At 60.2% G+C, this 13,137-nt stretch carries 10 protein-coding genes; all 10 read right to left on the reverse strand.

Annotation, left to right across the window (positions count from 1 at the left end; genetic code table 11):
- Positions 1–124: 124 nt before the first annotated feature.
- A complete protein-coding gene (locus tag ABX749_RS00005) occupies positions 125–3,475 on the reverse strand; it encodes a UTP--glucose-1-phosphate uridylyltransferase (RefSeq protein ID WP_372894208.1) in 3,351 nt (1,116 codons plus the stop codon).
- The gene (locus ABX749_RS00010; RefSeq protein ID WP_145211328.1) at positions 3,472–4,341 is read right to left on the reverse strand and encodes a sugar phosphate nucleotidyltransferase; all 870 of its coding nucleotides are present in this window, start codon (positions 4,339–4,341) and stop codon (positions 3,472–3,474) included. Before ABX749_RS00010 ends, ABX749_RS00005 begins: the two co-directional genes overlap by 4 nt.
- Before the next feature lie 158 nt (positions 4,342–4,499).
- On the reverse strand, positions 4,500–5,084 hold the full coding sequence (locus ABX749_RS00015) for a redoxin domain-containing protein (RefSeq protein ID WP_372894209.1): 585 nt from the start codon (positions 5,082–5,084) through the stop codon (positions 4,500–4,502).
- A 174-nt stretch (positions 5,085–5,258) separates the two neighbouring features.
- Positions 5,259–6,119 carry a rhomboid family intramembrane serine protease gene (locus ABX749_RS00020; RefSeq protein ID WP_372894210.1) on the reverse strand — a complete coding sequence of 287 codons (861 nt, stop codon included), beginning with the start codon at positions 6,117–6,119 and terminating at the stop codon, positions 5,259–5,261.
- Positions 6,120–6,980: 861 nt separating this feature from the next.
- The gene (locus tag ABX749_RS00025; protein WP_372894211.1) at positions 6,981–8,216 is read right to left on the reverse strand and encodes an NAD(P)/FAD-dependent oxidoreductase; all 1,236 of its coding nucleotides are present in this window, start codon (positions 8,214–8,216) and stop codon (positions 6,981–6,983) included.
- A 12-nt stretch (positions 8,217–8,228) separates the two neighbouring features.
- Entirely contained in the window at positions 8,229–8,945 is a 717-nt protein-coding gene (locus ABX749_RS00030) for a methyltransferase domain-containing protein (RefSeq protein WP_372894212.1), read from the reverse strand.
- An 11-nt stretch (positions 8,946–8,956) separates the two neighbouring features.
- Positions 8,957–9,730: a type II CAAX prenyl endopeptidase Rce1 family protein gene (locus ABX749_RS00035; RefSeq protein ID WP_372894213.1), complete on the reverse strand. Its 774-nt coding sequence runs from the start codon at positions 9,728–9,730 to the stop codon at positions 8,957–8,959.
- Complete coding sequence (locus tag ABX749_RS00040; RefSeq protein ID WP_372894214.1) at positions 9,727–11,253, reverse strand: hypothetical protein; 1,527 nt, start codon at positions 11,251–11,253, stop codon at positions 9,727–9,729. The genes ABX749_RS00035 and ABX749_RS00040 overlap by 4 nt, the downstream gene beginning before the upstream one ends.
- 70 nt (positions 11,254–11,323) lie before the next feature.
- Positions 11,324–11,899 (reverse strand): hypothetical protein, encoded by a 576-nt coding sequence (locus ABX749_RS00045; RefSeq protein WP_372894215.1) that lies wholly within the window; start codon positions 11,897–11,899, stop codon positions 11,324–11,326.
- Between the two features lie 150 nt (positions 11,900–12,049).
- Positions 12,050–12,985, reverse strand: coding sequence for a GYF domain-containing protein (locus tag ABX749_RS00050; RefSeq protein ID WP_372894216.1), 936 nt, complete (start codon positions 12,983–12,985; stop codon positions 12,050–12,052).
- Positions 12,986–13,137 lie beyond the last annotated feature (152 nt).

Raw genomic sequence — 13,137 nt, forward strand, 5'->3', positions numbered from 1 at the left:
CCCCCCCCCCCCCCCCCCCCCCCCCCCCCCCCCCCCCCCCCCCCCCCCCCCCCCCCCCCCCCCCCCCCCCCCCCACCCCCCCCCCCAAAACGATCGTCCTGCCAGCTGACGCCCCGGCGGCGACTCAGTCGCTCCAATCACAGAGCGAATCGATCGCATCGGCCGAACCGTCGCGTTTCCAAGGATCGAGCTGAGCTTGTTCCTTGAGCTGTTGTCCGCGACGCTTGGGGACGACCATGAACTGACACTCCACTTCCGGCAGCGCTGTCATGTCGCCCCACAGTTTTTCGAATTGGGCCACCGGGTAGATGTCTTCTTGAGCGTGGCCCCAACGTTTTTTGACATCTTTCAGCGTGACGTAGGTGGGCAATCGTTTTGCCAACTTGCGAACCGCCGCATCGACCTTGGTTTGATTGACCAAATCCTCGCGCGTCAGTCCGAACGTTTGCAGCAACTTGTCGAGATCGATCCAGGTCGTCATCGAGTTGTAATACGATAAATCGAATTCGACGCGTTCGTCCGGCATCGCGAGCCCTTCGACCAATCGGGGCCGGCCGGCGACCAGCGCCAGTCCGCCGCCGCGATCTTCCAAGCGACGCGGGATGACTTCGAAACTGAGTTCGGCGCCGCTCCGCATGTGCATCCCCAGCAGCCCGGGGTCGACGTTTGCACCGAGCGTGTCGATGTTGTGAAGCAGCAGATAGCGAAGCGACGGTTGATCCTGCAACAATTGATGCAGCATTCCGTTTCGCAGCAAGTTGGGAACTTCGTACCAGTGACCGACCGGATGCAGACACTGGTTGGGGACGTTGTCGGTATAGTCACTCGCTTCGCCGGTCGCTTTGGCCCAATTCATCAGCGCCGCGCGAACACTCTCGCGAACCTTTTGCTGCTGTTGATCCAAGACCTGGCTGGCCGTTTCCTCCCAAAGAAAATGGAGATCGCGGACGGTCGGTACCATTCGCAATCCGACACTCTTACCGGTGGAAACTTCAACACCCGACTCGAACCCGAAATCATCGTTCTGCTGCAGGTGTTCTCGAATCGGGGCGTCGGTCAAATAGCTGGTCGTGAAGACGTGTGGGATTGGTCCACCGAACGCGCGTGTGGTCGCGCGCGTCTTTGCCAGGTGGACTTCCAGAAAACTTCGGTGACGGCCGGCAAACCGATGGAAGGGGTGTAGTGCCTTGCAGACGCCGGCGCCTTCGGTCCAGCGGCTTCCCACGCCCGCCGCCAGCGTCACGACCGCGACCTGTCCGTCGGCGATCGCCTGTTTCCCTGCCCGAATGTCTTTCGCCGCACAGCCTTGGCGGACGTCGGTGACGTGCTCCGGGCCGACGTCGCGAATCGTGGTGCTGGGCGAGAGCCGGTTCTGTGCCAATCCGATGCGTCCGTTTTTTAGATCGGCACGGATTTGTTCGTGTTGTTCGGCGTCGAACCCGATCGCGTGCAGCAGTTCGTGCAAGGAGCCGCCAGATCGCTGCTTGGATTCGTCGTGGGGGAGGACGCTTTGCAACAGTTTCGACGAGGCAGTCGTCGCGATCTGTCCTTCGGCGCAGCGCCGCGCGATCGACTGCAGCTCCGACCGTCGGTTGGGTGACAAATCACGCGGCGCCGTTCGCAGCAGTCCGGGCAGGACCAATTGGTAATAGCGGTCGGGCATGATCCCATCGCCGCCGGTTCGCAGTTCTGCCCAGGTGCCATGATCGTTGATCGAAAAATCATAAACGACCGGGTCCATGGCGAATGGCAACGCGGTCTGCAACTGTGTCTTGACTTCGATCATCTTGGATTGAAGCCAATCGCTCGCTTTCGCTTTGATCGACGGATCAAACAGGAACCCCATGCCGCCGCCGGACATGCCGCCCAGCATGACAAAGCCCCAGAACTGGTCGCCGTATTGGTCACGACAGGCGTCGATCAGTCGATCGGTGAAACGGTTGGTCGCCCAGGGAATGATGGTCTGCAACGGGCCTTTGAAATTGCGAGTGGTGGCTTGGCCGATCTTGCGAATATCGCCCGACTCGATCGCCGCGACGACTTCATCGAGAATCGACATCGCTTCACTGCGGGCGATCCATTCCGCTTCGCTGCGCAGCAGGTAACGCTCGGTCACCATTTCCAAGATCGGGCCGACGTTTTGCGCCATGCCGCCGTGCACCAAGACGAGCGAGTCCTGCAATTTCTGACGGGTTTGCTCGGTCGCCCGTTTGCGATCAAAGACATCGTGGACCGGCATCAATCGCCCGCGACTGACGCCGTACTCCGGATCACCCTCGCCGGCATCGGTGCCACAAATCAGTTTGATGCCCGGCCAGACCCCACCGGAATCCTGCCAGCCGCCTCCGCTGCCGCCGATCCATTCACCCAGAATCGCCCTGGCTGCCACCAGACGCCGCTCGGATTCGGTCAATCCGCCGGTCAGTGATTCGATCTGCCCGGTCGCACGCATCAGAATCGAAATCAGCGAGCCGAGCAGGTTGGTCGACACGGCCAACCGCGACCCCTTGGGGATGTCGTTGATCTTGGAGACCAATTCCAGACCTTTGCCGGGACCGACCAGTTGGGTCAGCAATTCGCTGATCGGTCGACCACAGCCTTCCAGCCCCGGCGGAACGATGCCCGCGGCGATCACGGCCGCTTTCAACAAGCCTAAATAATCGCGGGCAAAATCGAACATCTCGCCGATCGTTGTCACATCGGCGGTTGCCGCCAAGTCGACGCTGGCCAATCGGAACACCGGTTCGTCGATCACCCGCAGGTAGGTTTCAATCGGCGGGCTGGGGTGATCGTCTCGACCACGCACACCCAGGTCGACCGAGATGTTCAACACCCGCGCGCCTTCGGGGTAGTCCATCCCTAAAAAAAAGATGTCGCTCCAGGCGCTGTGCGAAAGGTCCATGCGGACTGCGGTCGTTTCACACAGCAACGGCATCACACCGTGTTGTTGATCGCCGTCGAGCAATTCACGCCGCAGCCGCAGCGGATGGTCGATCGGGTGCCCCAGGCGAAACATCCATTGATTGCCGCGGACTGTGCGAACGCTTTTTCGCACCTGGTCGGCCAGCGTTTGAAAACCCAGTTGGTGATACGCCTGGGCCAAGGCGCTGCTGATCGCATCGCTGGGGCCGGACGTTTCCTGGGTCTGAAGAAATTCATCGATCGCCTCGCCGAAGCGACGCGAAAGCAGATGCTCATAACCGCTAAACGGGATCAATCCGTCGCAGCGTCGCGCGGTCGAATCGGTAAGCTCCTGCTCGAGTCGATCCGGCAGGTGATAGCGGTGGATCGAGGAGAGAAAGAACAAGGCGCGGACGCGACAATAAAGGTTGTCTTCGGTCCGTCGGTAGGCGTCCAGTTGTCGACAATGCTCGAGCAGTTGTTGCGTGTCGGCGTCGGCGACGACCGATTCCAAGGAACGGTGCCGAACCGAATCGTCTTCCGACCGAATGATGTCAATCAATCGATTGCTCATGCGTTCCGTCCCCCGTCGACGGCGACGGCATTGCGCTGTGCCAGCAAGTCCACCAACTCGGTCAGGATTCGATCGCGATCGCGTCCCGAGAGTGCAATCGCCAATTGCGAGATCAGCAAACCATAGGGAATGCCCAAGTTGTAGCGCGTCCCGTGAACTTCATAGGCCATGTACTTGTGCCGCGAACGGAGCACGTCCAGTGCATCGGACAGCGTCGGCTTGCTGACCGAGTGATCCGCGACGACTTGTTCCAGCGCGGCGATGACGTCGTTGGTCAGCACGTGCATGCCGAAGAAGCCCAGGTAGTGACCCGATCGAAGTCCTGGCGTGACCAATTCTTGCTCCGCACGTGTCGGAGTCGGTTTTTCCACCACCCGTTGGACTTCAAAAACACCCTCCTTTCGCGCCACGCGGGTGCCCGAGACGATTCCGAAGTAGGGCAGGTTGTTTTCACGCGTGGATTGGACGGCCGAGACGGAACACGAAAACTCCGAGGCCACGTTGACCAACTGCTTCGCACAGGAGAGGTTCGACGCGCTCAAATACAAGTGATCGCCGACCAAGTGCAGAAACGGTTCTCCAGCGACGAACCCCTTGGCACGCAAGATCGCGTCGGCGTATCCGACCGGCTCGGGTTGTTCGACAAATTGCAGACTGCCGACCAGATCACCGGCGGCCTGTTCAAAGGACCGTTGATCGCCCGGCCGGATCACCAGGCAGATCTCTTCGACGCCGCAGGACAGGACCTCTTCAAGGATCAGCTGCAGCGCGGATTTGTCTTTCCCCTGGCAGTCAACCAGTTGCTGGGTTGGAATACGATTCTGGTTGGGGGCCGCAGCTGTGATGACTGCTTTTCGAACCTGCATGGCGGTCGCCGGGTGATTGGAAGGGAACGGGAAATGACAGACACGAGCGAAGCGGAAAAGGGGCAGGTACCAAGAACCAAATGGCCCGTCGGGTGCTTCGCATTTTTGGTACCTGACCCCTTTTCCGCGGCACCCTCAATCTAAATGTTGACGGGGCACTACAGGTTCTTGAGCGCCTTCAAGATGTCATCGACCGAGGCGCGACCGGCGTGTGAATCGCTGACCTTGGCCCACTCGACGCGGCGTCCCGCACCGATCACGTACGCCGCCGGATAGGCGGTCTCGCGAGGTGTGTCCCAGCGAAGCCCCCACGATTTGACCATCTCCATCCCCGGGTCGCAGACCATCACCAGCGGATCGGGCATCCTGCGTCCACCGATGAATTGTGTGGCCAGTCGATCCAGTTCGGCGCTGGATTCGTTGCCGGGATAAACCAGCAGCACACGATTCGGTTGATCGCCCAACGCTGCGGCGAGTGCCTTGGCTCGATTGATGATGTTGCCGACCTGTCGCTTGCAGATCGAACACTGGTACCCCGGATAACCCCGCAGAACGACGACCACCACGGGACCCTGCTCGTTGAGCTGCGAGAGCGTCACGAATCCGTTTTTGCCTTGGACCGGCAATTCGAAATCAGGCGCCTTGTCACCGACGGCAATTGGTTTGTCAGCGTCTGCCGCTGACAGCGGCGAAGCAACCAGCAGGCCACCCAGCAGCCCGCCCAACAGTGCGACGAGTGCCACGCCTGAGCGTGTGCGAGTGGAACGAGCGAGCCTGAACGAAACGGGTGGTGAACTCATCGGGAACCCTCATGGTGACGTGGTGGTGTGTAGCTCAGGAACTCGTCCTGCATGATCAATCTCGCCAGGACAGATCCTGACCCGATCGTGAAACCAAACGACGGCAACGCACCGGTCTCACTTGCGGCTCTCGCGTTTCCGGCGACTGTGTCGTTCCAGGGTCCGTCGCTCGGCCCGCGTCAGGCTGGCTTCACCGGAAGCGTGAATCTTGGCCAGGATTCGGTCCACGTCGTCTTCTTCCCGCCGCAGTTTGGCGTCGGGGTCGTGCAGTTTTAACTTGGTTCGTTTGACCGATCGGCCCACGCGATTTCGGTACTTAGAAACATCCAGCCAGCTCAGATTCCAGCGTTGGTAGTGATAGGCCAAGGCAAATGCGATTCCGGCCAAGTGGACGGTGAAGGCCGTCCCACCGCTGTCTTGCCCCGCCGGCCCGGACAGCATCGACAATGAACCGAACAAGTTGCTGATCACAAAGAAAACGGCGACCACCCAAGCTTTGACGGGAAAAATAAACATCAACAGGATGTTCGCGTGGGGGTAGTAGCAGGCGAACAGGATCGTCACGGCGCTGACCGCGCCGCTGGCACCGATGACAACGCCCGATGGCACGCCCATCACCCAGTACGTCAGGCAGCCCGCAATGCCGCCGAGAAACATCGAGACCAGATAAACCCGCAGAAACTCGTAGCGTCCCATCCGCTCTTCGACCGACCGGCCGAAGATGAACAGACCGAACATGTTGAAGCCGACATGAAACGGCGTCTCCAACGAGTGCAGAAACCCGTAGGACAGGAACTGGTGCCACATCCAGGGCTGCAACAGCGTTTGTTTCCAGCAGCCGAACCAGGGCATCAACCGGCTGACCGTTTCGCCTTGCCCGACCGCTTTGGCCGTGAACACGTCGACCAGAAAGACCGCCACGGTGATGATCACCAAGATGATCGTCATGCTCTTGGGCATCTGGGATTGTGATCGCATGTGCCGATCCCAGGGCGATTCATCCTCGCGGCCGTAATCACGTTCGTACAATCCCATCCGGGTAGAACCAGTCTCTTGTAACTAAGGGAAAAAAAGGGGGCGTCGCGATTCGAGCAATCGCAACGCCGACAACGCGCATCCTACAAGATCGCCAATCACCCGGTCGAGACGAGGTTGGGCGAGGAATCAGTCTAGACCGGTTGGGAGCTGCAGCGTCCGACGCCCAACTGAAGTCAAACCGATCACAGCCGGGAAGGGCCAGCCGGGCCGACCACGACCAAGCCCGTGGGGGTCTACATGTGTCGCAAAATGTGAAGTCACCCTTCCGGCAGGACGGTCGAGCGAAGCGAGGGGAGGTCGAACGGTCAATCGCGGAGTTCACGTCGCTGGTCAGAGTCGCGTCCCTCCGAGCAGAGAAAACCCTCTCTTTGCTACGCTGAACTCTCCCAGTGGGAGCGATCTGAAATCTGAAACCTGAAACCTGAAACCTGAAACCACCCGACCGCGCACGAAAAAACGGCCCCGATGGCGGTCGAAGCCGTTTGTTCACTTGTCATCACCGCAGGCGTCTACTTCTTGCGATGCCGAATCTTGCTGCGCATGCGTCGTTTCTTTCGTCCTACTTTTCGTCGCCCTTTACCGGTCTTCTTGGTACCCACCTAGTCGGTTCTCCAAAAGTTTGCGCCGACTTGATCGGCCGTTAGAAAATTGTGAATGGATGTCTCGGCCGGCGCTTCGGCTCGGCCAACTGCGAGCCCCAAAGCCTAGCAAATTCACGACCACGGGCAAGCCGAAAATGGCCTGCGGGCCCGGGCACGGCCAAAAGAGCCGGCAATCCAGCCAATCGAGAGGTTCCGCGGCTCACGCAGCATCCCCACTTGCCCCCGACTGGCGCGCTTCGGAGTGAAGCTCCTGTAGCACTTGTCGACGGTCGCGATGGATCTGCTGGACGGCAAATCGGCCAAATCGCGGGAATCGAGACAGGGCACCGACGGTGTGCCGCACCAGCACGGGGTGGCGGAGCAACCTGGAAATCATCCGGCAACGCCACTGCTGTTTTCCCAACGTCTGTTTCAAGTCCTCGGTCCATCGCTGGGGAAGATCCGGCGTCCAGCGGTCGATTGCGGCATCGACTCGTGGCACGACCGCCAACCCGGCGCGGATCGCCCACGCCATGCCTTCACCGGTAAACGGCTCGACGTAACCGGACGAATCACCGACATAGAACAGCCGGTGCCCCCCCGCGATCTTGCGGCGACGCGTCAGCGTGGGCGTTCCTCGGAAATGCGTCGTTTGAAGCTGTTTGGTCAGATCCCAGCCACAAGAGCGCAGGATTTGAAGACAGACCTCCGCCGGCCCGGATGTTTGGACCGCGGACCGATCCACCGCCGCGGCCAGATTGATCACCTGATTCTCCGTGACCACCAAGCCGACGTATCCGGTTTCCGCGATCGCCATGTAGATCACTCCGCTGGACAAGTGCATCGGGCCTCGCGGGTCGTCCGATTGCGTCCAATGGGCGCCCAAGCCGATGCGTGAATCCGCCGGTACGACCAGCCGGTCGTCGGGATCACCCGAAGCCGGCTTGCTGGCCAAACCGTTGGCCGCGATCAAGACGGAAGCATGATAGCGATGGCCGTCGTTGTCATGCAGTGAGCGTGTCGGACTGTCGGGAGGGTCGCTGCCGATCGTCACCGCCGTGTCGCTTAAAAATTGTGCGCCGGCAGCGATCGCGGACTCGGCCAACACGCGGTCCATCGCGAATCGTGAAACCGCATGTCCGCCGGGGAGTTCTAAATTCGCCCGGTTCAATCCGCTGCGAATGCTGTATTGGCTCAGCCAATGCCCGCCGAGTGCTTCGATCGGATCCCAGACCCCGGCGCTGCGAAGTCCGGCGATGGCGTCGCCGTTGAGGCAGGCGCCGCAAACCTTGTGACGTGGAAACGTCGTCCGCTCGATCAGCAAGACCTTACGGCCCAGTCGGGCCAGCCCCAGCGCGGCCAACGATCCCGCGATCCCCGCGCCCACGATCACCGCGTCCCAGCGTTCTTGAGACGCTTGCTGTCGGGTCGTCGTCGCGGCCAATTCTTGGATCATTGCGAAGTCGGATCATTGCGAGGTGGCTTCAATGTCGTAAACCATCAAAAACCGCTCCGGCCATCTCCGCCGGATACGAACCGGCGTCAACCCGGCCTGCGATGCCAATTCGATCGCTTCCGGCATCGTCAACGCCGCCCGCACGCTCAATGGACCATCGACGTGACAGACCTTGCTGGTCGTCAGCAGTCGTATGCCCCACTTGGCCAACACGTAGCCCAGCTGAGATCGCAATAAGTCACTGATCACCACTCGGTGTCGTGCCGCGGACCGCATCGAACCCAACAGACGAACCACATCGGTCGATTCGAGGTGATGGAGGAACAATGAACTATAGACGACGTCGAAGTCCGGTGGCAAATTTTGGCCGAGCACGTCTTGCTGGACAAACGTAACGTCCGCGTTCCGGCGTTTCGCGTTTTCCCCGGCAAATTCCACCGCGGTCTGGCTGATGTCGCAGCCGACGACGTCCATCGACAAACCCTTGCGATCGGCCAGTTGCTTGATTCCGATGGCGACGTCACCGCCGCCGGAGGCGACATCGAGCACCCGAATCGGACCCCCGGTCCGCTTCCGCGCCACCTCGGCAATCGGATTCCAAATTGAACGCACCGCGCCGCTGAGCCGATTGACTCGCGAAAGGCCCCGCAAGGCATCGGCGTGCAAGGTCGAATCGATGTCCGGTTCGTCCATCCATTCGTCTTGGCGATCGCGGGTCTTCAAGTGCATGGCGTTGATCACTACCAAAGATGCCAGGTGCCGGTCAGGCAAACATAGATGCCCAAGATCAAGTTTGTGACACCGTGTGCGATCACACAATTCCAAAACTTTCCCGTTTTCACCATCAGCCAGCTGACCAACGAAAACCACAGCGCCGCGGCGATGAACTCGGCCGGGTGTGTCGCGATTCCGTAGACGGTACCGACGATCAAACCGTTACGGCCGATTTCATGCAGCGGCAATGCGGGCCAGTTTTCCGCTTCGAAGGCCCGCATCACAAACCCACGCAAAAACAATTCTTCCGCGATCGGGACGCAAACCGCCAGCAAGGTGAATCGCACCATCAGAAAACCGATCAGCTCGAATCCCGGTTGATACGTCGCAAACGGATTGACCCCTTCGCGTTGGGGCAACCAATCGTCCGATAGTCCCACGGCCTGGATGAGTTGGCGTTCCAGATCGAGCGAACAGACGCCGATCCAAACCGCCGCGCCGACGATGCCGACGATCCATCCCCAGCGATCGATCGCCAACGGAAACTGGCGGACGATCTCTTTGCCGAACCAAAGCATCATCGCCGACATCGCCACGACCCGAGCGATGACGGAAATCAAGTACGCCTGGGCGTTGATGGTTTCGCCGTCGCGGACCGGGCTGGTGTCGATCGCTGCGGCCAAGACAAAGAACACCAGCAGCGGCACAATCATGGCGGCTTTGCTTTGCCACGTCGCCGCGGCCGGTCCGCCCGAGCCATGCGCCGGATCGTGGACCGGACGCTGCACTGGATCGCTCACAGCGTGTTGGAGTCGACTTCACGACTGTAGACGGCCAGGACGGTTTCGAACGTCTCCGAGCGAATCTTGTACTCGGGATTGGAATCGGTGTATCGATTGCAGTGATCGACCAAGACCCGATACAGGAATCGAAACAGATGCCGGGGCACGCGCAGTGAGTTGAATGCGGAGATGATCCGTGCGTAATCCAGATCCGCAAACAGGTCCTTCGGCTCGGGCGATTGCCCAGGTGCCGCACAGGCCATCATCCGGGCCCGCGCCAGATCGTAGAGGGATTCGCCGGTCCATTGAAACGACGGAATCACGTTTTGCTTGTCCAGTCGGGCGCGCTCATGGAAGTCACGTGACTCGCGTTCCATGTCTCGGTGCAAATCCTGGGGCAGCATCAATTTGAATCCGATCCCGGGATGCTTGAGTAGCTTGTTGTCCAACAGCGGCCAAACGAACAGACGCATCAGCTCGGTCTTGCCCCCGGTCATGTGGGGTTCGTCGACGCGGTCCATCAGCACGATCATGCCGGAATAGCCGAGTCGATCGATCACCGACTGAAACTTGTTCAGCAATTCGTAGCGGTCGTCGGTCCGGTCGTAACGCGGCAACGGTTGACTGGCCAACTCCTTGGTGGGAATCCAATGCAGCAGCTTGCGCGTGGTGCCGATTTCCCGTTTCCCGACTCGCATGTGTCGACGAATCCGAAACGCCGCCCACCACGTTTTCAGCAGACGCAGCAGGTAGGGTGCCGACCCGATCAACATCAACAGGGGCGCCAACCAGAGGTAATCCCAAACGGTTTTGGTCGCCGCGACTTCGCCGCCTTCAGCCGCAGCGGCATCCCCGCCACCGGATGAGGTGAACATCAGGTAAACGAATCCGCAGGCGACGATCACGCTCCAGACGCAGGCGAACCAGCAGCTGATTTTTGCCACCACGTTGTTGTAACCGAGGTGGCGTCGCAGGTCATTCCAACGATCGACGAAAGAACCGTCGCTGGATTGGTCGTAACAGGCGGCCAACAACAGCAAGTCACGCGACGCCGTTCGGTCCAGCTTTGAGAGTGCTTGGCGATCGATCCCGTCTTCGACGTGGTCGGCTTTCAAGATCTGATCGACCAGCTTGGTGACGCCCAGACACAGAATCGAATCCATGTGGTCCCACAGCTTCCATTCTTTGAGCACACGTTCGGGCTTGCGATTGGTGCGTCGGCTCAATCGTTCACTGAAATGATCCAGGAACGGATTGAAGTCGTCGTAGGCAATCGTGTAGACCCGTTCGGCGGGGTGTTCTTGATTGAACTTTTGAAGGTGCCGCCGGATCTGCAACCGCATCGCGGTCTTGCCGGACCCCTTGGGGCCGAACACGATCGCGGTCGACGGTTCCTCGGGATCGCCGTAAACCTTGTCCCAGACGGGATGGTAGGCGTTGGCAATGCAGTGTTCCTTGAACACCTGATCCGTCTGGGCGTCTTCTTCGGCAAACGGATTGCGGATGATCCCGTGGTGCTCAAGCAAACTCTGGATATTCATATTCGAATCATTGCCTCGTGCTCAGAAACTCAAGAGCGGTGCTTGAAACCCATTCAGTGATGTCTCGGTCTCACTGACCGATCGACTTGACCATCGCCACAAACTTTTCACGGTTGGCCTTCACGACGTCGGCCGGCCCGATCATCTTGATGAAGAATTGGCGTCCTTCCGGCTCGATCAAGATGGCGCCGGCCATGGCGTAGTTCTCGCGTTGGACGACCTTGCCTCCGGCGAACGGACCACCGCCCATCCGCTCGGCATAGGCGCCGCTGACATCGACGATGTGAACCGTCCATTTGCCGATGTCCATCTTTTCGCTTTTCTGGTCCGCTTCGTCGCCGCCGGAAAACTGACCTTTCCAGCGTTTGATGTTGGCGTCGACGCTACCGCCGGCCGCCATCATCGTCAATCGCGCCGTCGAGTCACCTTCGCCGACCTTGAACTCATGCTGAACGATCCGGGAAGCCGGTTGCGTCCGTTTGAATTCTGCGGGAACCTTCAACTCGGCTTTGTCAAACACGCTGACCGACTCCGGAGCTTTCTCCGCGTCTTCGGCAGTGGCCGGACTGCCGGTGACAAAGACGGCCGACGAAAGGAACGCTGCGATCAGGACGACGGGGCGAAGGGCTGGATATCGGTTTCGCATCTTGGGGACTCCGCGATGGTCAGGTGAAGACGGGAAGACAGTGCTGAAGAAAACAATGCTGAAGAAGACAGTGCTCAATCTTGGAACACTTTAGCCGATCAGGCAAAGAGTACGAAAGTCGTCGGGCACGGTTCCGACCCAATTCTCGCGTCAACTACTGGTGGAGGCCACCAAGAATAGGGTGACGATCAAGCCGACGACCAGGGCCGCGAGAATGGCGACCAAGGTGATCCGCCGTGAGGAGCGTTTTCGCCGGACGGCACCGATTTTTGCATCACCGGCGAAATCAGAATGGATCCGGCTGGTCTTTTCATGGGCGATCGGCGTCGTCAATTTCGACCCGCCGGGGCCGTCGGGGAACGGTTCGGCGGTTTCCAGTGACAGCGATCCGGGCAGGGAGTCGGCGATTTCGGGCAGCGCCTCGGACGCTTCACGCCACTGCGGCCAGCCGTCTTTCCACAGCAACGCGGTCTTCGCTACGCGTCCCTCGTCGATCCAAACCTTCAACATCGCCGAGGTGGCGGGCCCGTATTGTCCCCCGCTGGGTGGACGGACGTACCAGGTAGCGGTCGATTCGCTGGACAGCAAATCCGGTTCCCCGGCCGATGGGACCGTGGAGTTGCCCGCGGCCGTGTTCACTGCTTCGGCATTCACCGCGTCGGTGGTCGCCACTTGGTTGGTCGCCGGTTGGTTGGTCGCCGGTTGGTTGGTCGCCGGTTGGTTGGTCGCCGGTTGGTTGGTCGCCGGTTGGTTGGTCGCCGGTTGCTGACCGCCGGGAATCGGATCGGTTTGCGGTGCGTCCGCTGGCGACGCTGATGCCTCGGTCGACGGCGATGCCGCTGCGGACGGCGATGCCGCTGCGGGCTGCCGGGGGGCCTCGTCTTGCTTGATCGCCGTGTTGGGCGTCGCCGGTTGCGGTGCGGTTGCGGTGGCGGACGGTTCGTTCGGGGTGACTGCCTTTCCCGCCTGCGTGCCGGTCGGGGCGATCGGCGTCGAGAACTCAGCGTCGGTCAGTGGGATGCGAAACTTGGTGCCGCACTCGGGGCACAGTCCACGACGGCCCGCTAACTCGGTTTTGATATTCAACGGTTTCGCACAACCGTGACACGAAAAGCGGATTCCCATCGGACTGCATTGAAAAGACTGGAGCGGAGATCCCGGTTCGCAGTCCGGCGACCGCGAGTGGGAGAAGCGACCAGTGTAGCTCATTGCCGTCGTGCCGTAAGCTTCCAGCCTTG

Source organism: Stieleria sp. (assembly GCF_041595215.1).
GTDB lineage: Bacteria > Planctomycetota > Planctomycetia > Pirellulales > Pirellulaceae > Stieleria > Stieleria magnilauensis.